This window comes from Xanthomonas sp. WHRI 7945 (assembly GCF_035026585.1).
Genome location: NZ_JAYIQP010000015.1, coordinates 23,101 through 49,528, shown reverse-complemented (window position 1 = coordinate 49,528; position 26,428 = coordinate 23,101). Strand labels below are relative to the sequence as shown.

General features: G+C 62.9%; 21 protein-coding genes. 10 read left to right on the top strand and 11 right to left on the bottom strand.

Features of this window, described 5'->3' with window-relative positions; all coding sequences use genetic code 11:
- Positions 1 to 12: 12 nt before the first annotated feature.
- The 4 genes from VDQ83_RS13500 to VDQ83_RS13485 all read left to right on the top strand — a co-directional run bounded on the left by VDQ83_RS13500 (position 13) and on the right by VDQ83_RS13485 (position 6,881).
- Positions 13 to 2,289 carry a methyltransferase domain-containing protein gene (locus tag VDQ83_RS13500; protein WP_455435327.1) on the top strand — a complete coding sequence of 759 codons (2,277 nt, stop codon included), beginning with the start codon at positions 13 to 15 and terminating at the stop codon, positions 2,287 to 2,289.
- Positions 2,289 to 4,835 (top strand): glycosyltransferase family 4 protein, encoded by a 2,547-nt coding sequence (locus VDQ83_RS13495; RefSeq protein ID WP_455435326.1) that lies wholly within the window; start codon positions 2,289 to 2,291, stop codon positions 4,833 to 4,835. Before VDQ83_RS13500 ends, VDQ83_RS13495 begins: the two co-directional genes overlap by 1 nt.
- An 80-nt stretch (positions 4,836 to 4,915) precedes the next feature.
- A complete protein-coding gene (gmd, locus tag VDQ83_RS13490) occupies positions 4,916 to 5,956 on the top strand; it encodes a GDP-mannose 4,6-dehydratase (RefSeq protein ID WP_263397156.1) in 1,041 nt (346 codons plus the stop codon).
- A complete protein-coding gene (locus tag VDQ83_RS13485; protein ID WP_263397157.1) occupies positions 5,940 to 6,881 on the top strand; it encodes a GDP-mannose 4,6-dehydratase in 942 nt (313 codons plus the stop codon). Before gmd ends, VDQ83_RS13485 begins: the two co-directional genes overlap by 17 nt.
- An 80-nt stretch (positions 6,882 to 6,961) precedes the next feature.
- Here the strand turns inward: VDQ83_RS13485 and VDQ83_RS13480 are convergent, their stop codons facing one another.
- From VDQ83_RS13480 to VDQ83_RS13445, 8 genes are all read right to left on the bottom strand, one after another.
- Positions 6,962 to 8,047, bottom strand: coding sequence for an FkbM family methyltransferase (locus VDQ83_RS13480; protein ID WP_455435325.1), 1,086 nt, complete (start codon positions 8,045 to 8,047; stop codon positions 6,962 to 6,964).
- A gap of 86 nt (positions 8,048 to 8,133) precedes the next feature.
- A complete protein-coding gene (locus tag VDQ83_RS13475; protein WP_455435324.1) occupies positions 8,134 to 10,158 on the bottom strand; it encodes a hypothetical protein in 2,025 nt (674 codons plus the stop codon).
- Positions 10,155 to 11,480, bottom strand: coding sequence for an NAD(P)/FAD-dependent oxidoreductase (locus VDQ83_RS13470; protein WP_455435323.1), 1,326 nt, complete (start codon positions 11,478 to 11,480; stop codon positions 10,155 to 10,157). Before VDQ83_RS13470 ends, VDQ83_RS13475 begins: the two co-directional genes overlap by 4 nt.
- The gene (locus tag VDQ83_RS13465; RefSeq protein ID WP_455435322.1) at positions 11,477 to 11,899 is read right to left on the bottom strand and encodes a GtrA family protein; all 423 of its coding nucleotides are present in this window, start codon (positions 11,897 to 11,899) and stop codon (positions 11,477 to 11,479) included. Before VDQ83_RS13465 ends, VDQ83_RS13470 begins: the two co-directional genes overlap by 4 nt.
- On the bottom strand, positions 11,896 to 12,873 hold the full coding sequence (locus VDQ83_RS13460; RefSeq protein ID WP_263397162.1) for a glycosyltransferase family 2 protein: 978 nt from the start codon (positions 12,871 to 12,873) through the stop codon (positions 11,896 to 11,898). The genes VDQ83_RS13465 and VDQ83_RS13460 overlap by 4 nt, the downstream gene beginning before the upstream one ends.
- Positions 12,851 to 13,549, bottom strand: a complete 699-nt coding sequence (locus tag VDQ83_RS13455; protein WP_455435321.1) for an NAD-dependent epimerase/dehydratase family protein — start codon at positions 13,547 to 13,549, stop codon at positions 12,851 to 12,853. Before VDQ83_RS13455 ends, VDQ83_RS13460 begins: the two co-directional genes overlap by 23 nt.
- Positions 13,550 to 13,744: 195 nt before the next feature.
- Positions 13,745 to 14,686: an electron transfer flavoprotein subunit alpha/FixB family protein gene (locus VDQ83_RS13450; RefSeq protein ID WP_455435320.1), complete on the bottom strand. Its 942-nt coding sequence runs from the start codon at positions 14,684 to 14,686 to the stop codon at positions 13,745 to 13,747.
- Positions 14,686 to 15,432 (bottom strand): electron transfer flavoprotein subunit beta/FixA family protein, encoded by a 747-nt coding sequence (locus VDQ83_RS13445; RefSeq protein ID WP_455435319.1) that lies wholly within the window; start codon positions 15,430 to 15,432, stop codon positions 14,686 to 14,688. Before VDQ83_RS13445 ends, VDQ83_RS13450 begins: the two co-directional genes overlap by 1 nt.
- Before the next feature lie 238 nt (positions 15,433 to 15,670).
- Here VDQ83_RS13445 and rfbB point away from each other — a divergent pair, with 238 nt between their 5' ends.
- Genes rfbB through rfbD form a run of 4 tightly spaced genes read left to right on the top strand, consistent with a single transcriptional unit; the run spans position 15,671 to position 19,134 of the window.
- Positions 15,671 to 16,726 carry a dTDP-glucose 4,6-dehydratase gene (gene rfbB / locus VDQ83_RS13440; protein WP_263397166.1) on the top strand — a complete coding sequence of 352 codons (1,056 nt, stop codon included), beginning with the start codon at positions 15,671 to 15,673 and terminating at the stop codon, positions 16,724 to 16,726.
- A 58-nt stretch (positions 16,727 to 16,784) separates the two neighbouring features.
- On the top strand, positions 16,785 to 17,672 hold the full coding sequence (gene rfbA, locus VDQ83_RS13435; RefSeq protein WP_455435318.1) for a glucose-1-phosphate thymidylyltransferase RfbA: 888 nt from the start codon (positions 16,785 to 16,787) through the stop codon (positions 17,670 to 17,672).
- On the top strand, positions 17,669 to 18,226 hold the full coding sequence (rfbC, locus tag VDQ83_RS13430; RefSeq protein WP_455435317.1) for a dTDP-4-dehydrorhamnose 3,5-epimerase: 558 nt from the start codon (positions 17,669 to 17,671) through the stop codon (positions 18,224 to 18,226). The genes rfbA and rfbC overlap by 4 nt, the downstream gene beginning before the upstream one ends.
- Positions 18,223 to 19,134 carry a dTDP-4-dehydrorhamnose reductase gene (gene rfbD, locus VDQ83_RS13425; RefSeq protein ID WP_455435316.1) on the top strand — a complete coding sequence of 304 codons (912 nt, stop codon included), beginning with the start codon at positions 18,223 to 18,225 and terminating at the stop codon, positions 19,132 to 19,134. Before rfbC ends, rfbD begins: the two co-directional genes overlap by 4 nt.
- Positions 19,135 to 19,211: 77 nt before the next feature.
- Here the strand turns inward: rfbD and VDQ83_RS13420 are convergent, their stop codons facing one another.
- Together VDQ83_RS13420 and VDQ83_RS13415 are read right to left on the bottom strand one after the other, a co-directional pair.
- Positions 19,212 to 20,615, bottom strand: coding sequence for a mannose-1-phosphate guanylyltransferase/mannose-6-phosphate isomerase (locus VDQ83_RS13420; protein ID WP_263397170.1), 1,404 nt, complete (start codon positions 20,613 to 20,615; stop codon positions 19,212 to 19,214).
- A 55-nt stretch (positions 20,616 to 20,670) separates the two neighbouring features.
- On the bottom strand, positions 20,671 to 22,017 hold the full coding sequence (locus VDQ83_RS13415; RefSeq protein WP_455435315.1) for a phosphomannomutase: 1,347 nt from the start codon (positions 22,015 to 22,017) through the stop codon (positions 20,671 to 20,673).
- A gap of 135 nt (positions 22,018 to 22,152) precedes the next feature.
- Here VDQ83_RS13415 and VDQ83_RS13410 point away from each other — a divergent pair, with 135 nt between their 5' ends.
- Complete coding sequence (locus VDQ83_RS13410; RefSeq protein WP_263397172.1) at positions 22,153 to 22,890, top strand: CoA transferase subunit A; 738 nt, start codon at positions 22,153 to 22,155, stop codon at positions 22,888 to 22,890.
- A 1-nt stretch (position 22,891) separates the two neighbouring features.
- Positions 22,892 to 23,524 (top strand): CoA transferase subunit B, encoded by a 633-nt coding sequence (locus VDQ83_RS13405; protein WP_455435314.1) that lies wholly within the window; start codon positions 22,892 to 22,894, stop codon positions 23,522 to 23,524.
- Between the two features lie 24 nt (positions 23,525 to 23,548).
- On the opposite strand, the gene VDQ83_RS13400 is transcribed toward VDQ83_RS13405, so the two are convergent.
- Positions 23,549 to 26,380, bottom strand: a complete 2,832-nt coding sequence (locus tag VDQ83_RS13400) for a rhamnan synthesis F family protein (protein WP_455435313.1) — start codon at positions 26,378 to 26,380, stop codon at positions 23,549 to 23,551.
- Positions 26,381 to 26,428: the final 48 nt, after the last annotated feature.

Genomic DNA, 26,428 nt, shown 5'->3' with positions numbered 1-26,428 from the left:
GGGGTCTGGCCGATGAGCGACAATCTCACCCTGGCTAGTCTGGTGGCAGCGCTGCCGGAGAAGTACCAGCCCATCTATGGTCATCCTGAGCTATCCGGCGACGTGTCGCGCGGTTGCGAGGATCGTCTCGTATTGATCCGCGATTGTGCGAAACGCCTTGAGCAGGCACTGGGGCGGCGGCTACGCGTGCTCGATTTGGGCTGTGCTCAAGGCTATTTCTCTCTGAACATGGCCGCAGATGGTCACAGTGTCCATGGCGTGGATTTTCTTGATCGTAACGTGGCCGTGTGCCAGGCGTTGGCGAGCGACAGCGGATTGGCCAGCGCGGCATTCGAGTGCGCGAGCATCGAGGACTTTGTGGCCAGGCTGCAGCCGGGCCTGTACGACATAGTGTTCGGGCTGAGCGTGTTCCATCACCTGGTTCATGCGCATGGGATGGACCAGGTGCGTGGATTGCTCGGGAAGCTCGCGGCCAGCACCTCGGCCGCGATCTACGAGTTGGCGCTGCGCGAAGAGCCCCTTTACTGGGGGCCTTCCCAGCCCGAGCGGCCCGAGGAACTGCTGCAGCCCTACGCATTCCGGCGGGTGCTTGGTTTCCAGTCCACCCATCTATCCGGAATTGAGCGACCGATCTATTTCGCCAGCGCTCGATACTGGTATCTCGGCGATGAACTCTCAAAAATCATCGCCATGCGCTTCGAGTCTCATTCCGACGCCATGGGCAGCCATCGCGGAACGCGTCGGTACTTCTTCGGCGAAGGCACGATCCTCAAGCAGCTGGCGCTGGACGACGAGGCCCGGGGGGCGCTGAACCTGCTCGAGTACGAGCGGGAGGTGGCGTTCTTGTCCAATGTCCCGCTCGGCTTCAACGGTCCCCGCCTGTTGCGCACCCTTCGCGACGATCGCACCGCCTGGATCGCCCGCGAGATGCTCTCTGGCACGCTGCTCTCGGAGATGATCTCGGCCCATGAACCCTACGCTTACGAGCAGGTACTCGACGCGCTGCTGGCGCAACTCGTGGTTCTGGAAGATGCGGGCCTGTACCACAACGATGTGCGTTGCTGGAATATCATCGTTTCGCCAGAGAACATCGTTTCGCTGATCGACTACGGTGCGATCTCTGCGGATGCAGTCGACTGCGCATGGCCAGACGATCTGTTCCTCTCCTTGTTGATCACATTTCGCGAGGTGATCCAAGGCCACGTCCAGAAGCCTGATCCGTTGCGTCGGCCGCTGCTGGACCTGGCGGTGCTGCCCGGTCGCTACCGGAACGCGTTCCTTAAGTTGTTCGCGTTGCCTCGCCCGCAGTGGCGCTATCGGCTGTTGCAGGGGTTCGTCTCGCAGGCTGGCGACGAAGAACCACTTCCGCCATGGACAACGCTGGTGTCCGCCTATGAGCGCGGACTGCTGACGTACGAGCGCGCCTACGCGACGATTGGCCGCGAGCGTGCAGGACTGCAGCAAGAGCTGACGGAGTCACTCGAAAATGCGCACCGTTGGTTCATGCTTGCCAACGAGCGCGAAGAAGCACTTGCTCGGTTCGGTGACGGGCGAGCACAGGCGGTCGTGCTGCAGGACGACGAAAAAGAGCATTTGATTGCGCGCTTGGTCCAGGAGAAAGACCAAGCGGTAGCAGAGGCGGTTCTGCAAGGGCAACGTGCTGCGGAAGCGCTGCGTCAGCAGCACGAGTCGGCGATCGCGGAATTGCTCGAAGAAAAGCAGAAGACGGTCTCGGAATGGAATTGGCAGCACGAGTCGGAAGGGGCGCGCATTTCCGCAATCCGGCGTCGCATGGAGTTGTTGCACGCATGTAACGCTGATTATCGGCACGAAGCGGACCAGGCTAAGGCTGCGCTTGAAGCGTCTCTGTCCAATGCGCATCACTGGTACCTGCGCGCTGTCGATGCGGAAAGGCGGCTCGCTGTGGTTCTTGCCAGCCGTTCGTGGCGGCTCACCAAGCCAATCCGCTTCGCTACCCGCCTGGTGAGGGCACCGGCGACAGCTAGCCGACGTCTTGCTGTCGCGGGCATCCGTCGAGTCATGCGGCGGCCGTTGCTGGCTCGATCGATGAACGCGGTGCTCAAGCGCGTGCCTGCTTTGCACTCGCGTCTGCGCCGCGTCGCGGTACAGGAACACATCTTTGACGCTGGCGCGTCTGCGCCGCCTCCCTCGTTGGGGCAGGTGGGATCGTTCACCGATGCGGATCGCAACGTCGCACTGTCGAGGCTTACAGTGCATGGAAGACAATGGTTTGAGAAGCTCAAGGCTGAGCATTCGGGGATGAATTGATGCGCATTGTGATCGACCTGCAGGGGGCTCAGTCGGAGAGCCGCTACCGTGGCATCGGGCGCTACAGCCTTTCGCTGGCGCTGTCGGTTGCTCGGCAAGCTGCAAACCATGACGTACATCTGGCGCTCAATGGCGGGTTCGCAGACTCCATCAAGGAGATTCGCGGCACGTTCGCAGGCGTTCTTCCCGCGGCGAACATTCATGTCTGGCATGTGCCAATGCCGGTCATCGCAAAGGAGTCGGAGAACCGCGCGCGACTCGAGCGCGCATGTGTGATCCGCGAGGCGGCGCTCGCCGCGCTGGAGCCGGACATAATTTTCGTCTCCAGCCTGTTCGAAGGATTTCTGGATAACTCCGTAGTCAGCGTCGGGCGCCTCAGCGGGGTGCCTACGGTCGTCGCTCTTTACGACCTCATTCCTTACCTGAATCCGGAGGTCTATCTGGATCCGGATCCGAGCTATCGCGAGTTCTACGAGCAGAAGATCAAGGAGCTCAAGACGGCACATGCATTGTTTTCGATCTCCGAGAGTTCTTCGCGGGAGGCAATCGAGGTCGTCGGCTGCGATCCGGAGCGGTTGTTCAACATCTCGGCAGCGTGCGATCCGGTGTTCCGTCTGCTCGAGTGCGACGACAGAATCCGGCATGAGGTCCGGCGTAGGTTCGGACTGACCGGCGGCTTCATCCTGTACGCCGGCGGGTCGGACTACCGTAAGAACCTTATGCGTTTGTTGCAGGCCTACGCCGGGCTCGCGCCGGAGTTGAGGAGGGAAAATCGGCTGGTGCTCGCGGGACGCATGCATGCGCCGCATGTGGACGAACTTAGCCGGGCAATGGTCCAGTTGGGTCTGGCCGATGGCGACGTGCAGTTTACCGGCTATGTCACGGACGAAGAGCTTGTGGGTCTCTACAACGAGTGCAGCCTGTTCGTGTTCCCATCGTGGCATGAGGGCTTCGGCCTCCCGGTCGTCGAAGCGATGGCGTGCGGCGCCCCGGTGATCGCTTCCAATGCATCGAGCGTGAAGGAGATCGTGCTGGAACCGACGGCGCTGTTCGACCCGATGGACGTGGATTCCATCCGGGAGCGCATGGCGGCCACCTTGCGGTCGGAATCAGCGATGGCTGTGCTGCGCCGGTACTCGGCGCTGCGGTCCCAGGATTACTCATGGGACCGAGTGGGCGCCAGCTTCATTGCCGCATGCGAGCAACTGCACGAAGGGCGGAGCATACATGCCTACCGCGATGATGCGCTGAGGGACCTGCCGCGACAGCTCGTCAAGCTTGGGCCAATCGACGACGCGGACATGATGGCGTTGGCCGATGCAATCGACCGCTCGATCGGCCCCGCGCGCCCGAAGATCATGATCGATGTCTCCGAGTTGGCTGAGCACGACCATAGGACGGGCATCCAGCGCGTCACGCGCGCAATCGTTTCGAAGTGGACGAAGATCCCGCCGGTTGGCTATCAGGTGCGGCTGGTGAGGGTAGATCGTGCAAGCGGACGCTACGTTTGCGCAAACCAGTACGCAAGGACGTTGTTTGGTGAGGACCTGGGAGAAGATGAACCGCTAGTCTGCCATGCGGGAGATATCTATTTCGGCCTCGATCTGGTGGGCGACTGCGTGTCTTTGTTGCCGGAGTGGTTCGACTACTTTCGTGCCAGCGGCGCGAAAATCTGCTTTGTCGTCTACGACATCCTGCCTATCCGAAATCCCGATTGGTGGCCACAGCCCGGCGGACAGATGCATGAGCGTTGGCTGCGCGACATCCTGGGAGTGTCGGACCAACTGATCTGCATCTCGCGCGCGGTGGCCGACGATGTTGCCGCTTGGGTAGAGGAAGCCGAGATCAAAACCGCTGCAAGGATCGATTGGTTCCACCTGGGTGCAGACATCGACGAAAGCCAACCGACCAAAGGCCTGCCGCCCAACGCGGTGCAGGTGCTGGCTCGTATCGAGCGCAGCACCAGCTTCCTAATGGTGGGCACGCTCGAGCCGCGGAAGGGACACTCGCAGGTACTGGATGCCTTCGAAGAACTCTGGGGGCAAGGATGCGAATACGTACTCGTGATCGTCGGCAAGAAAGGCTGGTTGGTTGACGAGTTGAGCGAGCGCCTTTCCCAGCACCCGCAAGCCAATCACAATCTGTTCTGGTTGCAAGGCGCCAGTGATGAGTATCTGGATCAGATCTACGCCAGTAGCACCTGTCTCATCGCGGCATCGGAGGGTGAGGGCTTCGGGCTGCCCTTGATCGAGGCGGCGCAGCGCGGAAAGCCTATGATCGCGCGCGACATTCCGGTGTTTCGCGAGGTCGCCGGTTCGCATGCGTTTTACTTCGATGGACGCAGCGCCTTGAACATTGCCAATGCCCTGTTGCGCTGGGTGGCCATGTATCGAGAGGGCAGCCATCCGCGCTCTGACGCAATGCCTTGGCTGACGTGGAGCCAGAGCGCTGATCACCTTGCGGCCGTGCTCGTGGAGACTACTTCCAAGGCAACGCCGGGTCAGCCAAGGTGGCCACGCGAGATGAACTATACTTCTGGGACGTAGCACGACGTATGGCTGCTGGTCCCGCGGTGGAAGGCGCAAGTGCGGTGTCATGGATTACAAATGCAGAGCAGAGAGAGACAATGAGCAATAAGAAGGCGATCATCACCGGGGTTACAGGTCAGGACGGTGCGTACCTGGCAGAGCTTTTGCTCTCGAAGGGCTACGAGGTCTTCGGGACCTATCGCCGAACCAGTTCGGTGAATTTCTGGCGGTTGGATGAGGTTGGTGCGTCAGGTCATCCTAATTTGAAGCTCGTCGAGTACGATCTGACCGACCTCGGTGCAACCATTTCAATGGTGCAGAAGATCCAGCCGGACGAGATATATAATTTGGCAGCGCAGAGCTTTGTCGGCGTCAGTTTCGAGCAGCCGACCACTACTGCGCAAATCACTGGCGTGGGCGCGCTGCATTTACTTGAGGCGATCCGTCTGATCGATCCGAGGATTCGCTTCTATCAAGCGTCTACGTCTGAAATGTTTGGCAAGGTGCAGGCTATTCCACAGGTAGAGAGTACGCCTTTCTACCCGCGTAGCCCTTATGGTGTTGCGAAGCTCTATGCGCACTGGATCACGGTGAACTACCGCGAGAGCTATAACATCTTCGGTTCGAGCGGCATCCTCTTTAATCACGAGAGCCCGCTGCGCGGACGCGAGTTCGTGACCCGTAAGATCACCGATTCAGTTGCCAAAATCAAGCTGGGGCAATTAGATGTGCTTGAACTGGGCAACCTCGATGCCAAACGTGATTGGGGTTTCGCCAAGGAATATGTTGAAGGCATGTGGCGAATGCTGCAGGCAGACCACGCTGATACTTTTGTCCTTGCAACGAATCGAACGGAGACAGTGCGCGACTTTGTACGCATGGCGTTCAAGGGTGCTGGCATCGAGGTTGATTTTCGTGGGCAGGATCTGCAGGAAATAGCGGTGGACGTCGCTACCGGCGAAACCCTCGTTCGCATCAACCCGAAATTCCATCGTCCTGCGGAAGTGGATCTCCTGATCGGCGACCCGGCGAAGGCTGAGCAGCTGCTTGGCTGGAAGCCGAAAACGACGCTGGAGCAGTTGTGCCAGATGATGGTGGAAGCTGATCTAAAGAGGAACGAGCGTGGTTTCTCCTTCTGACCTGGCTGGCAAGAGGATCCTGGTGACGGGGGCGTCGGGTTTCACCGGGCGTTACGTCACGTCGGAGTTGAAGGCGCAGGGTTGTCACCTCATTGGACTGGGAACTCACAAAGACATCGTTGACGACTGGGCGGGCGCGCTGATTCCTGCGGACGAGTACCACCAAGCGGATCTCCGTGAGGTGGGGGCGCTGCGTGAGGTATTGACGAAATGCCGGCCGGACATGATCGTCCATCTCGCGGCGTTAGCATTTGTTGCGCACGGTCGGGTTGAAGATTTCTATAATGTAAATCTTCTCGGTACCCGTAACCTGCTGCAGGCAATCGATGATTCAGGCCTCGCGCCGGAGTGCGTTTTGCTCGCCAGCAGTGCCAACGTCTATGGCAACTCATCAACCCATCTGCTTGATGAGCATGTGCCTGCTTCGCCGGCGAACGATTACGCCGTAAGCAAGCTGGCGATGGAATATGTAGCACGCCTTTGGCGGCCGCGGTTGCCGATTGTGACCGTCAGGCCCTTCAACTACACGGGACTCGGGCAGGCCGACAATTTCCTCATTCCAAAGGTGGTGTCTCACTTTGTCCGGCGTGATCAAAGGATCGAGTTGGGCAACCTGGATGTGGAGCGCGATTTTGGAGACGTGCGCTCGGTCGCGAACTCCTATAGACGGCTGCTGCAGGCACCAGCCGCGATCGGTCGCACTGTCAATATCTGCTCCGGCAACACGCATTCGTTGCAAGATGTCATTGCACTTTGTAAAGAATCCACCGGCCACTCGCTGGAGGTCGTGGTAAATCCAGCATTCGTGCGGCCGAATGAAGTGAAGGTGCTGAGAGGCGACAATCGGCTCTTGAAAAGCATCATTGGAGATTGGTCGTGCCCGCCTCTCCGTGACACCCTCGATTGGATGCTCCGAGCCGCGTGACGCTAGAGGGATGCGTCAGCTGTCTATATCAAAAGTGCTGCGCGCGAGCTGTAGCAAACAGCTCGCGCGCCGAACTTTGATCATGATGCGCTGCGTTCCTGCTGTTGTACGAAAAGCCTGGGGTTGCGCCAGGCTTGCACCCCATCCACTCGAATTCGTGGCGCACCGTCAGCAATGTCGAAGATGGCCGCGCGCTCCATTTCCAGCTGCCATGCAGCCGCGGTGAATGCTTCGAACAAGCGGCCTTCGATCTGCTTCGTGTGGGTGCCGATCAGGATGTAGGCGACCTTCTCGCTCAGTAAGGACAATGTCTGTTCCACGAGGTCTGCTTCTCCTCCTTGGATGTCGACATGCAACAGGTCGATCCGTGGATACCGTTCCAGCAGTTCGGCTAGCGACAGCATCTGAATTTCATCGTGCGACCCGGCTTCTACCGCTTGGCTGCGCTGCTCCTCGGACGCGCCGAAGATTGGCTCGCTGCCCCATGTCGTACCAGGCACATCCTGGCGTGGGAACAATGCGATTCCGCTTGTCGCTGCCGCCACGCCACGGCGGAGGTCGATCTCGTCGTCCGCAAAACCGTTGGTACCCAGAGCTTCGCGCGCGAACTGGACATGATCACCATCGCCTTCGATGCCGATCACCTTGACCTTGCGCCCGCTCTTCCGCGCAGCGACGCCGGTGTTGTTCATCCAGCATCCCCAGCCGCATCCCAATTCCGCCATGGTGAAGCTTTCGCCCGCCAAGTCGACGGCGCGCAATGCTGCACCCCATTCGGCGATGTCTGCATGCCAGTTCGCCGGAATCGGCAATGGCTCTACTTCGCCCGCGCGCGCGGATAGGATTGTCGGGAAGAACTTCGGATCGATCGCCACGCCAAGGAAATTAACCAGATAACCAGGCTTGGGCTCCGGATTCTTTGCCGCATGGCTGCGCATCACTGCTACTGCGTCGAACGCGCTTGTGTAATGAAAAAACGGGCTTTGCGCCGTCTTCTGCGGATTTTCGCGCTTGCCGGTATATTCCTCCGACCCCAGGATGGTCAGGCGCAAGTCGCGAATGGTCGCCAGATTGAGCTTGGCTTCGATCGCCTGTTCGTTCTCTGGCTCACGATCGAGCAGGAGCCGATACGCCCATTTCACTGCCTCTGTGGAATTCTGCGCCATTATCTAAAACCAAAAGAAAGACTTCCGGCAGTATAGCCAAAACATCACGTTGGCGCTGCTTCTCTCGGCGGGCGGAGGCGTCTTAGCTACGAATGTGGCGAAAATTCCAGGGACACCAGGCCGATGCCAAGCTCCCGAGTGTCCTGGGAAAGGCCCAGGCTCGCAGGAGAAGCGGGTTTGTCGTATCGCAACTCCACAAGGACGTCTGCGCCCGCCGGTAGCGCCGGCAACCTGATAGGCACGACTGCAGGTTGGGGTTCAGAGGCGGTCATGGTGCGTGTCTGCCATGGGCCACCGTTCACCCGTGCGGAGACCGTCATCGCATGCCGCTCGCCGTGCCAAAGTCCGTTGGCGCGCAGTATCAGCGCCGCCCCCTGGGCCGCAGGCCGCTCCAATCGGAGATGAAGGCTTGAGTGCATTCCAAGCGACCAAACGCCCCATGGCTCGTCGGACGACCACCCATCGCCAAGGTACGCGCGCAATTCGGTGGGGCCTGCTGGCTGTGTCGCCGACAGCACCCCTTTCATCGATGCGACATCTTCCAGATTGACAGAAAAATACGTCGGTTCTTGCGGTAGCAACGGAAACTGGCTGCCAATGAGCTTGGCCCCGGCGGCGGCGGTGAGGCCACAGGCGCCGGCAGGGTACAGCGCGACATGGCTTTCGGTTCCTGGAAGAAACAGGGCTTTGCGACAACCCTGGCCGAGCACGAGAGCGGGGCCCGGGGGCGTGCGCTCTCCCAGCTGTGCGTTGCGTTCGGCGAAGACTTCCGGGCTCGGATTCCATAGCCAAGGTGCGTGCCCGTAGATCAGCGAAGCGGCACGGCTCGGACTGGTGTAGGACTCGGGCTTGTTTGGCAGGTAGTCGCGAACCCCGATGGTGGCGGCAACCATTGCAACAAACCAGCAGGCGCGGGCGATCCAGCGGTTCAGGCGGCTCGCCGACAGAGGCTTCAACAATGCAACGATGGGGTAGAACAGACAGAGATACCAAAGGCCGTATCGCGCTGGACCTGCGGTGCCACCCGAATTGATGTTGGTCGTGGCCGCCTGAGCGGCCATTGCTGCCAGCACGAAGATGGCCGTGAACGCTGCCATGCTCGGCCTTGGCAGCGGAAGCCGGCGGCGGTACAGCCCGTGCGCTGCAAGGACAAGGAGGAGCACGCCAAGCGGCCAATTCGGGAGCAGTCCGACGTCGGGGTCGAGCAGGTATTGAATAGACGAAAAGACGTCCAGATGCGATACCTCGGCGCCCTTGTTGATCAATTGCGGAGTGAGGCCCCCATAGCGCGAGAAATAATAGAGCGGATGGAGTAGCGCGATGATCGCCGCCATGACGAGCGCCAATGTATCCATCAGACCCGGCGCGGGGTCATCCTCAGTGCGATAGGCTGCAAGGGCAAACAGGCATGCCGCAATGGCGGGAAGAACGAAGCTGATGTTCTGAGTGGTCACCATCGCCAGTAATAACCCGGAAAAGGCCCACTGCCGCTTCAATGCCAGGCAAACTGCAGCCGTCGTCAGTACAACGGTGAACAACTCGGTGTGAACCTTGTTGACGTACCACAGCGCTGGCGACGTGACGATCAGCGCTGTTGCGGCAAGCATGCCTTTGAAACCGTGCGTACGAAAACACAGCAGCAGCAGCCCCGCGATCAGTAGGGCGTGCAGCAGCATGAAGCGCGCATGAGAGGCGTCGGCCAGCCCTAGATACTTCCCCGGTGCGCTGGCCACGCTCGCCATCAGGGGATAGAACCAGAAATGGTTGAAGTCGGTCTCGCCCTCGCGCGTGAGCGGCACGTAAACAGATTTGAGTTGATCGGCTGTCTGCAGGGAAGCCACGCTCCCCTGCTTCCAGATTTGCTCATATGCCGCCCAGGTGGGAGCCGCAACGAATGGCCTGTGCTCCTGACTGACGGCCAGTTCCATAGCGTAGTACTCGGCCCCGTCTCCGATTCGCACAGCCGGCAATCGTGCCAACACAACGTATATGAGGGAGGTGAGGATGAGCATTGCGATCAGGTAGGTGAGCGCTACCCGGAGCCTGCGTTGCGCCGGAGAAAGTCGGCGCAGGACGTCGTCCGCGCCCTGCACGACATATTCCGTGCTCACCCGGCGGGCCGCTCCGTGGAGAGGATGCTGCGCGCCAGGTCGCGGCCTTCGCGTACTGCGTAGTTGGTGCCGCGATCCTCCGGATAAACCTGGGCCATACTGGTAACGAAGGTATTCGCCAGCGGCGTGGCTCGTCCTGGCACCAGCTGCGAATAGTGCTTCTCGGCGATCGGCTGCGCGTAGTCGGCTCGCCACACATGAACGTCTTGGATCCAGCTGCGGTCGAACTCGGGAAACATCTTCTTCAGGTGTGGCACCGAGAAATCGAGCAGTTCCTCGTCGCTCATCGTATACATCTCGTGGCTCGGCGGCAGATACTTGGACAGATACACGATGTGGCGGCCGCCGTAAGAGCTTGGCGGCTCGAAATTGGTGTGTTCGATGACGCCTACGTAAGGGAAGCCGGGGTCGTTGACGTTGAGCCAGTATGTATCGGACAAGCTGCGATCCAGGCTGAGGACCATGCAGACATTGGACAGATAGCGGACGCGGCGCAGTCTCTGGAGATAGTCCTCGGGCACGCCCCCTTCGAGCAGATCTGCAGTGATCGGAAATGCAGTCGAAATCACTACATTCTCCGCGGCCACGGGACCGTCGCTCGTCTCGACGCCAGTCGCACGCCCGGCGTCGGTCATCACTCGGAGCGCTTCAGTCGATAGTCGAATCTGGCCACCAAGATTGACGATCTCTTTGCCTAGGCGGTTCGCCAGTTCCGCGAAGCCGCCCTTGTAATAGGCCAAGACCTCGTCGCCAGAACTGCTGCGGCTTCCGCCGCGAAGGACCAGCTTCTTCCAGAACCAGACTGCCGAAACATCATCGGCGACATCGCCGAACTTTCCGACCAAGAGCGGATCCCAGACGACGTCGTATGCCTTCTGCCCGCACAGGTCGATCAACCATTCCTTGGCACTCAGCTTCTCCAGTTGCTTCCAGTCCTTTACCGAGCGTGCACGGAGCACGGCGATGCCGAGCCGGATTCGGTCATGGAATGGCAGCGCCTTGAAGCGAAGCAGGTCCATCGGCGTGCTCAGCCGGAAGAACTGATCGGCGTAGTACATGCCGGTGCGGGTGGGCCTGAGCAGGATATTTTCCTGCTCGCCGAGTTCTTCGATCAGCTTGAAGATCTCCGCATCATTGTTGAACCAATGATGGTAGAACTTCTCAAGCACTTCATTGCCCACCTTGAAGCCGCCGGCGAGGCCGCCCAACTCGCCATCGCGCTCGATGACGACCACGCGCTTCCCGGCCTTGGCGATCTCATATGCCACAGACAGGCCGGCGAAGCCGCCGCCGACGACAGCAGTATGGAATTGGTTGCTCATTTGCTTGATTTGCCCATTGATGCTTTGAAAGTGATTGCCCGATTCAGCGAAAATTGCAGAATCAGCACGAAAAATAGCGTAGCGACTTTCGCAGGCAGCGGTGCCCAGCCGAGCACGCCTACCAGGAGCCATAACAGGGCGCTGGAGGCTAGATACCCGACCAAGGCGGCCGCGAAGAAGAGCCCGAGGCGCTGCAAGGTCTTGTCGTAGGCCTGGAATGTGAAATGCCGGTTCAGGGTGAAGCTGACGAGCGTGCCGGCGGCGTAGCCCGCTGCATTGGCCGCCTGGTAGTTGAAATCCAGCCAAACCAGCAGCGTATACAGTGACAAGTCGACCAGGACGCCAGTTCCCCCGCAAACGGCATACAGGACGAACTGACGCAGGCGCGGATCGGAAATGGCGGTGCGTAGCATCTTCATGCTTCCGACTCGTTCGAGTTGTCGTCGAAGTTCGCCGTTGTTTCGACTACCGCCTGCGGGCTTGCGTTCACGTGCCGGAGGACGCGGCCTACGTATTCGCCAATCACTCCGAGTGCGAGCAACTGCGCGCCACCGATAATCAGTGCCGATACGATCAGTGAGGACCAGCCAACCGGCATCGCGTTGATGGTGAATCGCTGGATGACGAAGGCCACGGCTAGCAGGAACCCAAGCGCGGAGAGTGCAATACCCATCAGTGACGCAAGCCGCAACGGCAACACGGAGAAACTGGTCGCCATCTTGAGCCACAGCGAAATCGACTTCCGCAGGCTATAGCCCGACTGGCCGTCGGCCCGCGCGTGGTGATCGATGGTGATGCTGGTGATCCGGCTCGTCGTGGTGAGAATGAGTCCATCCAGATAGACGTTAGGGCCGGTGAATTTGACCAATTCGTCACGTACGCCCGAGACCATGGCCCTGAACGGAGAGAGGTACAGTCCTCTTGGCTTGTCGAGCAGGCGAGTGGCCATCCGGTCGTTGAAGCTGCTTCCCAGGCGCTTCCACAGGGCGTGTCGCTTGGCGTGAAAGCTTGCGTAGCATACGTCATAGCTCGCGTCAAGGGCGCTCAGCAACTTAGGGATGTCTGTTGGCGAATGCTGCAGGTCATCGTCCATTGTGACGATGCGCTTGCCACGAGCCATGCGCAGCCCGCTCATGATCGCATTGTGCTGGCCGGCGTTCTTACGCAGACTAACAACCTTCCACCAGATCCTGTCCCGCGCTAGCTCAAGCAGGACTTCTCGAGACCGGTCTGGGCTGCAGTCGTTGACCAGGATCACTTCGAACGAATCGCCGAAGAGGGGAGGGAGCGTCTCCTCAAGCTTTTGCGCCAGTGCAGGCAGGATCGATTCGCTTCGGTAGACGGGAATGACGACCGAAAGCTCATACATCTCACGGCGCATCGGGGCGGCCATAGTATTTACGAAGAAGGCGCGCAGTGTAGCCGGTGCTGATGTCCAGCCCCAACCTATGCGATAGCGACAGCATCAGCTCGGGATCCGGTCGACTGCCGCCGCCTCGATCGATCAGTTCGCGCTGCGTACGAACCCCCATCACGGATTCGAGCATATCGATTAGCTCCGGCATGGTCACCACTTCGGGTGGCGCAATGTCGCCCAGCACGCGCATGGGACGTGGCTGGCGCAACAGCTCCAGGGTGATTGCTGCGACATGTTCCACATCGACGAGGCAGCGGATCGCCCCGGACCACAGCGGGATCTTCACGCCTTCGGCGATGCGGCTGGCCAGAAAGTTCGTCAATGTATTCGGATTTGCCGTATGGCCGACCACCTGCGGTAGTCGCAGAATGAGGTAGTCGTCGCGAGTGGCGACCTCCTCCTCCATCAACTTCTTGTGCCGAGCATAGGCACCTACGCCGCGATCGGGGTCAGCGATGCTGCAGGTACTGAAGTAGACGAAAGTGCCACGCGCCAATTTCAAATGCTCGGAGAGCAGCTTTTTCTCCCGCGCATAGGCTGCCGGATCGACTTCATTGGAGTTGGATACTCCGGACGCAAAGATGGTCGCGCCAAGCGTCTCTATTGCCTTTTGCTCGAACGCGGATGCGAGCAATCCGTTGCCTACGATCATAATTGCCGCTACTCGGGTTCCATTGATGGCCGCGGTCACCCTGACCCTAGGTCTCGGAGGGTTGTTGACCAACATGAATGTAGGGAGTGTAGGGATTTTTGCCGCAATTGTCCTGCCCGCGGCCATTCCCTGCTGTACGCGCTCGGCCGCGTTGGTGGCCGCCCCCGCTGGTTGCGGCCACGCGGAGCGCTGTGTTCAGCCCAGCGCCATTTCCAACTCCGGCAACAACGTGAACAAGTCACCTACCAAGCCGATATCCGCGATCTCGAAGATCGGCGATTCCGCATCCTTGTTGATCGCCACGATAGTGCCGGCGTCCTTGATCCCGGTCAGGTGCTGGATCGCGCCGGAGATGCCGATGGCCACGTACAGGTCCGGGGCGATGATCTTGCCGGTCTGGCCGACCTGCAGTTCGTTGGGCACGTAGCCGGCATCCACTGCCGCGCGCGAGGCGCCCACCGCCGCGCCGAGCTTGTCGGCCAGGCTGTAGATGTGCTTGAAGTTGTCCGCCGAGCCCACGCCGCGGCCGCCGGAGACCACGCGCTTGGCGCTCTGCAGGTCGGGGCGGTCGGACGTGCCTGCGGCCAGGCCGACGAAGCGGGTATGGGTGGGCAGCGTGGCGGTGACGCTGGCCGCTTCGATCGCCGCGCTGCCGCCCTGCGCCGCTTCCGGCCAGGAGGCGCTGCGCACGGTGGCGACCACGGTCTGGTCGGCCGGCGCCTGCACGCTGATGATCGCGTTGCCGGCGTAGATCGGGCGCTTGAAGGCGTAGTTGCCATCGACCGCCATCAGGTCGGAGATCTGGTTGACGCCGAGCAGTGCGGCGACCACCGGCATCAGGTCCTTGCCGAAGGTGGTGGAGGGGCCGAACACGTGGCTGTAGCCCTGCGCCAGCTGCGCGATCTGTGGCCCCAGCACCTGCGCGATGGCGTGTTCGTTGGCCGGGTCGGCGACGGTAAGCACGCGGCCGACGCCGGCGATCTGCGCGGCTTGGACGGCGACGGTGGCCGGGTCGGCGGCCAGCACCACGATGTCGATGGACTCCGGCGACAGCGCCTGCGCGGCGCTGACGGTCTTGGCGGTGGCCGCGTTGAGCTGGCCGTTCAGGTGTTCGGCGACGACGAGGATCTTGGCCATTACAACAACCCCTTCTGCTTGAGTGCGGCCACCAGTTCGGCGGCGTCCTTGACCATCACGCCGCGGCTGCGCTTGGGCGGCGGGGCGTAGTGGGTGGTGGCGAGGCTGTCGTTGGATTCCACGCTCAGGTCGGCGAAGGCCAGGGTCTGCAGCGGCTTGCTCTTGGCCTTCATGATGTCCGGCAGCTTGATGAAGCGCGGCTCGTTCAGGCGCAGGTCGGTGGTCACCACCGCCGGCAGGTCCACTTCCAGCGTTTCCAGGCCGGCGTCGACTTCGCGGGTCACCGTGGCCTTGCCGTCGGCGACGACCAGCTTGCCGGCGAAGGTCGCCTGCGGGCGGCCCCACAGCGTGGCCAGCATCTGCCCGGTCTGGTTGGCGTCGTCGTCGATCGCCTGCTTGCCGAGGATGACCAGGTCCGGCTGCTCCTGCTCGACCAGCTTGAGCAGCGTGCGGGCGGCGGTCAGCGGCTGGATCGCGGCGTCGGTGACGACGTGGATGGCGCGGTTGGCGCCCATCGCCAGGCCATTGCGCAGGTGTGCGGCGGCATCGGCCGGGGCCAGGGTGACGACCACGACCTCCGTGGCGATGCCGGCGTCGCGCAGGCGCAGCGCTTCTTCCAGGGCGATTTCGTCGAACGGGTTGGGGGAAAGCTTGACGCCCTCGGTCACGACGCCGGAGCCGTCCGGCTTGACCTGGATGCGGACGTTGTAGTCCACCACGCGCTTGTAGGCGACGAGGATTTTCATCTTGTACGAGATCCTTCAGCAGTGCGGGAAGGCCCGGCCGCGGCGGCTGGCACGGGGCAGTCGGTGGATTCTAACCGCCGGCGATGGACCATGCGAGGGCGTATGGTGGCGGCTTGGCATTGCTGCCCGAGCCTGAACCTGCGGCGCTGGGCAGAGGCGACCGTCCCGGGCAAAGCGTATATCCTGTCGGGTTTGGGACAGCGGAGCGCCCTGCAGCGCCCGATCAGGAGACGTGACAGTGGCTACTTGGCTTGTAACCGGCGGCGCCGGGTTCATCGGCGGCAATTTCGTGCTGGAGGCGGTGTCGCGTGGCGTCCGCGTGATCAACCTGGACGCGTTGACCTACGCCGGCAATCTGAACACGTTGGCATCGCTGGAGGGCAACCCCGACCACGTCTTTGTGCAGGGCGATATCGGCGACCGCGAACTGGTCGCGCGCTTGCTCGATGCGCATCAGCCCGATGCGGTGCTGAACTTCGCCGCGGAAAGCCATGTCGACCGCTCCATCGACGGCCCCGGCGCCTTCATCCAGACCAACGTGGTGGGGACGCTGGGCCTGCTCGAAGCGGTGCGCGACCACTGGAAGGCGTTGCCCGAGGCGCGCCGCGACGCGTTCCGCTTCCTGCACGTGTCCACCGACGAGGTCTACGGCACGCTCGGCGAGACCGGCAAGTTCAGCGAGACCACGCCGTACGCGCCCAATTCGCCATACTCGGCCTCCAAGGCCGCCTCCGATCACCTGGTGCGCGCGTTCCACCACACCTACGGGCTGCCGGTGCTGACCACCAACTGCTCGAACAACTACGGCCCCTACCACTTCCCCGAAAAGCTCATCCCGCTGGTGATCGCCAAGGCGCTGGCCGGCGAGCCGCTGCCGGTGTACGGCGACGGCAAGCAGGTGCGCGACTGGCTGTTCGTCGGCGACCATTGCGAGGCGATCCGCACCGTACTGGCAAAGGGCCGGGTCGGCGAGACCTACAACGTCGGCGGCAACTCCGAAAAGCAGAACATCGAAGTGGTGCAGGCGATCTGCGCGCTGCTCGATGCGCGCCGTCCGCGCGCCGACGGCAAGCCCCGCGTCAGCCAGATCACCCATGTCGCGGACCGGCCCGGCCACGACCGCCGTTACGCCATCGATGCGTCCAAGCTGAAGGACGAGCTGGGTTGGGAGCCGAAGTACAGCTTCGAGCAGGGCATCGCCATCACGGTGGATTGGTACCTGGCCAACCAGGCCTGGGTGCAGGGCGTGCTCGACGGCAGCTACCGGCTGGAACGCATCGGTACGGCGGCATAACGCGAGTCTCTCGCCAGAGCCCGCACATCCATGCGCGGACTTCTCTAGGAAGCACCTCATGACCCAACGCAAAGGCATCATCCTGGCCGGCGGCTCCGGCACCCGGCTGTATCCGATCACCAAGGGCGTCAGCAAGCAGCTGCTGCCGGTGTACGACAAGCCGATGATCTACTACCCGCTCAGCGTGCTGATGCTGGCCGGCATCCGCGAGGTGCTGATCATCAATACGCCGCACGAGCAGGCGCTGTTCCGCGCTTTGCTAGGCGACGGATCACAGTGGGGCATGAGCATCGAGTATGCGATTCAACCGAGCCCGGATGGGTTGGCGCAGGCTTACCTGATCGGACGCGAATTCGTCGCCGGCAAGCCGAGTTGTCTGGTGCTGGGGGATAACATCTTCCATGGTCATGGGCTTATCGACCTGCTCGGGCGCGCAGATGCACGTCAGGACGGCGCCACCGTATTCGGCTATTGGGTCAACGACCCTGAGCGCTATGGCGTCGCCGAGTTCGATGCCGAGGGGCGCGTCATCGCGATTGAGGAAAAGCCGACGCAGCCGCGCTCGAGCTACGCGGTCACCGGGCTGTACTTCTACGACGGCAACGCTTCTGCGTATGCAGCTGCGCTAGAGCCGTCGCCGCGCGGGGAACTGGAGATCACTGATCTGAACCGTTGTTATTTAGAGGCGGGACAGCTGCATCTGGAGACGCTCGGTCGCGGTTATGCGTGGCTCGATACAGGGACGCACCAATCCTTGCTGGAAGCATCGAACTTCATTGAGACCATCCAGACCCGCCAGGGCCTGCAGGTCTGTTGTCCTGAAGAGATTGCGTTCTGGAAGGGCTGGATCAATGCCGAGCAACTAGAGGCACTCGCTGCGCCGCTGTCAAAGAGCGGCTATGGCCAATACCTGCACAAGTTGCTGAAACGGGGTGTAGTGCGATGAATGTGATCGAGACATCGCTTCCAGGTTGCAAGATTCTAGAACCTATGGTTTTCGGCGACTCTCGTGGCTTCTTCTTTGAAACATGGAATGCGGGCCGCTTCGCTGATCAGGGATTGCCTGCCAATTTCGTGCAAAGCAACGTTTCTTCATCAGAAAAAGGGGTTTTGCGCGGCTTGCATTATCAATGGCCACGTCCGCAAGGAAAGCTGGTGACCGTGCTGGAGGGCGAGGTCTACGACGTGGCGGTGGACATCCGTCGGGGTTCACCAACTTTCGGTCAATGGGAGGCTGTGATCCTCGGCGCGAGCAACCGGCGACAGTTCTGGATTCCGCCGGGTTTTGCCCATGGATTCGCGGTTCTGTCCGAGACGGCGCTGTTCAATTATCTATGCACCGACGTCTATGTCCATGAAGCAGATCGAGGGATTCGCTGGAATGACGCAGACCTGGCCGTCGATTGGCCGATCGGTACGCCGGTGCTGTCGAAGAAGGATCAGGAGGCACCTTTCCTGAATCAGATCGCTGAGGAAAGGTTGCCGGTCTATGCGCCATGAAGGTGCTGCTGTTCGGTGGTAACGGGCAAGTCGGCCATGAACTGTTGCGTGCCTTGGCGGGATTCGAAGTAGTGGCGGCCACGCGCAGCGGCAACCTGCCTGATGGTGGTCCATGCGTGCGGGCCGATTTAGATCGTCCTGGCAACTTGCATGCATTGCTCGATGCAGAGCGCCCGGCTGCCGTCGTCAACGCGGCCGCCTACACCGCGGTGGATCGGGCCGAGCACGAGCGCGATGCTGCCATGCGCGTTAACGCCGAGGCGCCTGCGGCCATCGCCAACTGGTGCGCCGCGCACGGCGTGCCGCTGGTGCATTACTCCACCGACTACGTCTTCGATGGCCAGGGCACCCATCCGTATCCCGAGGACGCGCCAACCGCGCCGCTGGGCGTGTATGGCGCCACCAAGCTCGCCGGCGAAGAGGCGATCCGCGCCTCGGGTGCGCAGCACCTGATCTTCCGCACCGCCTGGGTGTACGCCGCGCATGGAAACAATTTCCTGCGCACCATGCTGCGTGTCGGCGCCGAGCGCGATGAGCTGCGCGTGGTCGCCGACCAGGTCGGTACGCCGACGCCGGCGGCGCTGATCGCCGACGTCACCGCGCAGGTGCTCGGGCAGCGCGATGTCGCGCAATCGGGCACCTGGCACCTGACCGCCGCCGGCGAGACCACCTGGCACGGTTTCGCCGAAGCGATCTTTGAGGACGCGCTCGCGGTGGGCTTGCTGACGCGTGCGCCGCGCGTGCTGCCGATTGCCACGGCCGAGTATCCGACCCCGGCCAAGCGCCCGGCGTATTCGCGGCTGGATGTGTCCAGGCTGCAGCGCGATTTTTCGCTTGCGCTGCCGCAATGGCGCGATGGCCTGCGCCAGGTGATCGGTGAGCTGGCTGCACAACCGAAACCCGCATAAGGCGCCGCGCGCGCTTGAAGCAGATAGAATAAAGAGCCGGGGAATCCCCGGCTCTTTTCTTGCCGCTGCGGCAGGACTCAGGTGCGCCCGTAGGTATCCTCGAAGCGCACGATGTCGTCCTCGCCCAGATAGCTGCCGGACTGCACTTCGATCAGCTCCAGCGGCAGCTTGCCCGGGTTCTTCAGGCGATGGGTCACGCCCAACGGGATGTAGGTGCTCTGGTTCTCGGTGAGCAGCAGCACGTCCTCGCCGCGGGTGACCTCGGCGGTGCCGCTGACCACGATCCAGTGTTCGGCGCGGTGGTGGTGCATCTGCAGGCTCAGCGTGGCGCCGGGCTTGACTGTGATCCGCTTGACCTGGAAACGCTGGCCGTTGTCGATCGAATCGTAGGCGCCCCACGGGCGGTACACCTTGCGGTGCCAAGTAGCCTCGGAGCGGCCGCTGGCCTTGATCCTGGCCACGATCTCCTTGACCTCCTGGATGCGCTCGCGATGGCCGACCAGCACCGCGTCGTCGGTCTCGACCACCACCACGTCCTGCAGCCCGACCATCGCGATCAGCCGCGAACCGTAGGCATAGGTGTTGCGGCAGTCGATCTCGATCACGTCGCCGTGGTGCGCATTGCCCTGCGCGTCCTGCGGCGACACGTCCAGCAACGCCGACCAAGAGCCCACATCGTTCCAGTTGGCGTCCAGCGGCACCACGACCGCATCGGCGGTCTTTTCCATCACGGCATAGTCGATCGAGTCGGATGGGCTGGCGGCAAAGGCGTCCTTGTCCAGACGGGTGAAATCGGCATCGCGCGTGGCCGCGTTCCAGGCCTTGGTGCAGGCATCGGCGATCGCCGGCTGGAAGCGGCGCAGTTCCTCCAGGTAACGCGAGGCGCGGAACAGGAACATGCCGCTGTTCCAGTAGTACTCGCCCGAGGCCAGGTAGCCCTGCGCGGTCGCCAGGTCGGGTTTCTCGACGAAGCGCTCGACCGCGCTGACCCCGTTGCCGGCGCCGGCCTTGATGTAGCCGTAGCCGGTTTCCGGCGCGGTCGGCTTGATCCCGAAGGTGACCAGCTTGCCTTGCTCGGCGGCGGTCGCGGCGATGCGTACCGCGGCATGGAAGGCCGCTTCGTCGCGGATCACGTGGTCGGAGGGAAGGACAAGCAGCAGCGGATCGGCGCCGTCGCGGGTCGCCTCCAGCGCCGCCACGGCGATGGCCGGCGCGGTATTGCGACCCTTGGGCTCGAGCAGGATCGACTGCGGCTGCACGCCGATCTGCTGCAGTTGTTCGGCGGCGACGAAGCGGTGCTCTTCGTTGGCGACCACGATCGGTGCGTGCCCGGCGACCGGTGCTGCACGTAGCCAGGTGGCCTGCAGCATGCTGTGTTCGCCGACCAGCGGCAGGAACTGCTTCGGATAGGACTCGCGGGACAGCGGCCACAACCGCGTGCCGGAACCGCCGGACAGGATGATGGGCAGGACGTCGCTCATGGGCGGGGGAACTCCATAGATGCGTTGAAGGAAATGGTGGAAGACATGAAGCCGATCATGCTTTCAGCAGGTTGGAGATTTCAATGGTGCGCTGTTCCAGCAGCGCCGCATCACCACGCGTTTCCACGTTCAGGCGCAGCAGCGGTTCGGTATTGGAACTGCGCAGGTTGAAGCGCCACTGCGCGAATTCGGCGCTGGCGCCGTCGGTGTAGTCCAGCGTCGGCGACTGCGCGGCGTAGTGCTCCATCACGCGGGCCACCGCGGCCTTGGCATCGGCGACCTTGAAGTTGATCTCGCCGCTGCATGGGAATTTCTGCATGCGCGCCTCGACCAGGTCGGCCAGCGAGCGGCCCGACTGCGACACCAGTTCGGCGATCAGCAGCCACGGGATCATGCCCGAGTCGGCGTAGGCGAACTCGCGGAAATAGTGGTGTGCGCTCATCTCGCCGCCGTACACGGCGTTTTCGCTGCGCATCTTCTCCTTGATGAAGGCATGGCCGCTCTTGCACAGCACCGGCACGCCGCCGGAATCCTCCACCATCTCGATCGTGTTCCAGGTCAGGCGCGGGTCGTGCACCACCTTCCCGCCCGGCTGCTTGGCCAGGATCGCCTGCGCCAGCAGGCCGACCAGGTAATAGCCTTCGATGAAGCGGCCGTTCTCGTCGAAGAAGAAGCAGCGGTCGAAATCGCCGTCCCAGGCGATGCCGAAGTCTGCGCCGTGTTGCTTGACCGCCGTGGCCGTGGCCTCGCGGTTCTCCGGCAGCAGCGGGTTCGGGATGCCGTTGGGGAAGTGGCCGTCCGGTTCGTGGAACACGCGCACGAACTCGAACGGCAGGTGCGGCGCCAGCAGGTCGACGATGGCGCCGGCGCCGCCGTTGCCGGCGTTGACCACCAGCTTCAGCGGCTTGAGCGTGGACACGTCCACGTAGCTCAGCAGGTGCTCGATGTAGGCGCTCTTGTCCGGACGGCTGTGCTCGGCCGCGGTCGGGGTGCCGGCGGGCGCGGTGTCGGCGGCCACGGTGTCGCGGATCGCGAACAGGCCGGTATCGGAGCTGATCGGGCGCGCGTTCTCGCGCACCAGCTTCATGCCGTTGTAGTCCATCGGGTTGTGGCTGGCGGTGACCATCACTCCGCCGGCGGCCTTCAGGTGATCGGTCTGGAAATACACTTCCTCGGTGCCGCACAGACCGATGTCGATGACCTCGCGGCCGCTGGCGCGCAGGCCGGCCGACAGCGCGTCCTGCAGCCCCTGGCTGGCCAGGCGCACGTCGTGGCCGACCACTACCGGCCCGCTCTCCAATTGCCCCGCCAGCGCCACGCCGATACGGCGGGCCAGGTCCTCGTTCAGTTCGTCGGGAACGCGGCCGCGGATGTCGTAGGCCTTGAATGCGGGAAGCGGCATAGGTGAAGGGTCCTGGCTTGGGGGAAACCGGAGTGTAACGTTCCAGCCCTTAATCGGTCGTTGCGGCAGTGCGACGTAGGCCACGGTCGGCGAGCGGCTAAACTAGCTGTCTACTTCCAATGCGGATGCGGGCCAATGGGCGACACCTCCCCCCGGGCGACCGGGCGACGCGGCAAGCTTTTCCCCGATGCGGCCACGGCGCTGGCCGACGTGGTGGCGAACGGCCAGACCCTGGCGGTCGGCGGTTTCGGCCTGTGCGGCATCCCCGAGGCGCTGATCGCGGCATTGCGCGACAGCGCCGTGACCGGGCTTACGGTCATCTCCAACAATGCCGGCGTCGACGGCTTCGGCCTCGGCCAACTGCTGGCGACCCGGCAGATCCGCAAGATGATCTCGTCCTATGTCGGCGAGAACAAGGAATTCGAGCGCCAGTACCTGGCCGGCGAGCTGGAGCTGGAGTTCAATCCGCAGGGCACCCTGGCCGAACGGCTGCGCGCCGGCGGCGCCGGCATCCCGGCGTTCTTCACCGCCACCGGCTACGGCACCGTCGTCGCCGAGGGCAAGGAGACGCGCGAGTTCGACGGCAAGCACTACGTGCTGGAGACCGCGCTGCACGCCGACGTGGCCCTGATCAAGGCATGGAAGGCCGACGCCGCCGGCAACCTGGTGTTCCGCAAGACCGCGCGCAACTTCAACCCGGCCTGCGCGATGGCCGGCAAGGTCTGCATCGCCGAGGTCGAGCAGCTCGTCGACACCGGCAGCATCGATCCGGACCAGGTGCACCTGCCCGGCATCTACGTCGACCGCATCGTGCACAACCCGCATCCGGAAAAACGCATCGAACAGCGCACCCTGCGCCAGAAGGACGCCTGACATGGCCTGGACCCGCGACGAAATGGCGCAGCGCGCCGCCCGCGAACTCACCGACGGCGCCTACGTGAACCTGGGCATCGGCCTGCCGACCCTGGTCGCCAACCACATCCCCGAGGGCGTGGACGTGTGGCTGCAGTCGGAGAACGGCCTGCTCGGCATCGGCCCGTTCCCGAGCGAGGACGAGGTCGACGCCGACCTGATCAACGCCGGCAAGCAGACCGTCACCGCCCGCGCCGGCGCCAGCTATTTCGGCAGCCACGATTCCTTCGCGATGATCCGCGGCGGCCACATCGACCTGGCGATCCTGGGCGCGATGCAGGTCAGCGCGCGCGGCGACCTGGCCAACTGGATGGTGCCGGGCAAGATGGTCAAGGGCATGGGCGGGGCGATGGACCTGGTCGCCGGGGTCAAGCGCGTGGTGGTGCTGATGGAGCACGTGGCCAAGGACGGCAGCCACAAGATCCTGCCCGACTGCGACCTGCCGCTGACCGGCGTGGCGGTGGTCGACCGCATCATCACCGACCTGGCGGTGTTCGACGTGACCGCGGAGGGACTGGTGCTGGTGGAGGCGGCCGATGGCGTGGACGAGGCGGAACTCGTTGCCAAGACCGGGGTTCCTTTCCGCAGAGCGTGACGCTGCAGCGAGCGCGGACGCCGCTCAGATGGCCACGGCGACCAGGCCGCGGCCAGTGAACGCATCGCTGACTGCGAGGCCGCGCGTCCAGTCGCCGGCCTGCCAGCGGCCTTCGCCCAGGCAGCGCAATGGCGCCTGGATCAGTGCGCGGTCGAACGCGAATTGCCAAGTCTCGCTGCCGCCGATGGCGCAAAGGTCGGCGACGAAATCGAGCGCGCCTCGCTGGACTGCGGCGACCGTGGCGAAGTGCATGGGATCCAGGTCGTTGTCGGCGAAGACGGGTTCGACCTCGCCATCGTCGCGCAACGCGAAATGTGAGAACTGGCCATCCGGTGCGGTCAGGAAGGTTTCCAGCAGCAAGTCGTGTTGCAGGATCACCGAGGTTTCCGCATCCGCGTTGCGGCCATCGAAGTAACGGGCTTCGGCCCAGCCGCTGGCCTGGATTTGAGCGATGCCGTCGTTCACCGCGAAATAGCCGCCCCCCAGCGTGGTTCCAGTCAACCTGCCCAGTTGCGCCTGAATTGTGCCTGCGTAGCCCAGGTCGGCAACCATGGCTGGTGCGTCATCGACCGTAGCGCGCCAGTAACGCAGATAGCCTTCGCGTTCAACGGCGGCGACGTCGAGCAGTTCCGGTATCGCAGGCGCCAATTTTTGCAGCAAAGCGGTGCGCATCTCTGGCAACATCACCATGCCGCGCATGTCTGCGGCGCCAAGTTGCGCTGCGATCGCGCGTGTCGCAGCGGTGCCGAGCCGTGCCTGCAGCAGATCCTGCAGGCTGCCGGTATAGGTACTGCCGAACAATGCCTCCAGGTCGTTGGCCTCGCGTAGCGTCGGTACGCCGGTGCCGCGGCGCGAGGCCAGCAGATAGCGGTCGCGCAGCGCTGCCAGCGGCGGACATGCCGCCTGCAGCTGCGCAAACGCTTTTTGCAGCAGATAGCCTTCCCTGCTCAGGAATAGGATCTGGCCAATGCCGCGCGACAGCGCCACGCGCGACAGCCACAGCAGGTAATCGGCGAGCAACGGGCCAAACACCAGATAGCCGAGCGAGGTCGGCGACTCCAGGCGCAGATGGTGGCCGAACTGCTCCGGCCGGGTATCGGCCAGATCCGCCAGGTGGCGACTGAGTAGGCCCAGCCACAACTGATCCTGCCAGGGGCTGGATGCGCCCGCGGCAGGTCGCAGCGGGCGCAACGCCGGGACCACGTCGAGCAAAGCCGATGGTCGCAGAACATGCACGGGCGTGAGATAGCCGTGCATCTGTGGGCGCTGGATATCCGCTTGTTCGTTGTCGCCGATGTGCATCCAGTGCCGTGCCGCCACGCCTTCGCGCGCCGGCAGCTGTTCCCAGGCCTGGCCGTCATCCTTGCGCCAGCCGGTTTCGCAAGAGACATACCAGGCTTGCGGCAGTCCGCCGACTGCTGCTGGCAACACCTTTTGCAGGTCGGCGCTGCCCAGGTACATGTCCGACACCGCGACCAGGCGCCGGCCGCTGGCGGCAAGCGCATTGGCCGCGGCAACCAGCGCCTGGCGCGGCTGCAGCAGACGTGCTTCGGTATCCAGTTCCAGTGCCTGCAGCGCTTGCAAGGGCAGGTCTTTCGCTTCTGCGAGCCGTGCCATTGCGGCGTAGATGGCGTCTAGGTCGACGTCACGTCCTGCAGCCGCACGCGCTAGCGCTTCGGCACGATCGCGTAACGTGGCGAACCCCGGGACGCCAAGGGTCTCGGCTGCCAGATGAGCAAGATAAGCGCGTGCTCCGGCCGGGGTCAGGAACGGACGCGTCACCAGTGTGTCGAAAACATCCAGCGACACCAGCTTTGCCTCGATCGCCGACATGGTCATGCGCGTGGCCAGAGGCATCTGGAAGGCCTGCATCCAATTACGGCTGCCTTCCGTGCTCAGTGCAAGCCGCCCATCCGGCGGTAGGATGCCGGCCAGCAGTCCTTGTTGGCGTACCACGGCCACGAACATCCGCTCCAGCGCATGCTGTAGGGTTCCATCGGTCTGGCCGCGCTCTTCGGGGAAATCCTGCAAGCTCAACCCAAGTGCGTAAATGGGTTGCAATGCCGTTACTCGTGCCCAGAACATTGAGCCTGCCGGGTAATCGATATAGGCAGAGGCATCAATGGCGATTCCCAGCTGCTGTCCCAGTTCGCGGCAAACCTGCAGATTGCTGAGCCAGGTGTGGCCCCACAGAGGTATGCCGGTAAAGCTTTCCGGGTAGACGATTCCCAGTCTCGGCTCGGCATCGAACATGCCGAGGGTCCAGGCGATGCGCTGTGTTGAGCCGAACAGGGCAGCGGTCAAATAATCACGCCAATCGCGGCGTTCGCTGCCGGTGTATAGGGATTTCTTGGTATGCCAGTGCGCCACGACGTCGAGCGCGAGAATGTCCTCGCGGAACGTCACGATCAACGGCGCCAGGTCGCGGCCACGATTGGCGACCTTGCGTACTTGCAGCGTCTGCAGGTTCGGCAACGACGACAGGTGCTGTTGGGCAGCGGCACGCGCGTCGTCGTCGATGACCGAAACCATCAGCACGTACGGCACCGGCATGGCCGTCAGCGCCTGGGCCAATTCGCCCAGAAGGTCGGGGTAAAAAACATGGGCCATCACGCCCACGCGCAGTTGCACGCGCTCGATCGGCGTTGGCGCGGGGAACATGACATCGGATGGCGGCGCTACCGACACCTGCGCGTGCGCGGCATTGCGCAAGCGCCGCACGAAACCGGCAAGGCCCAGCGCCCGCAGCACCTTCCAGCTGCGCTCGGCAACGGCAAGCAGGCCGCGCCAGCCGCCGCCGTGCCGCTCGACAGCCGTACGCGCGGCGCGCTCAGCCTTGTGCCAGGTGGCTCTCATCGCGAGGTCACGTGGCGAAGAACGCGGCTGCGGCGCAGCAAGAGCATC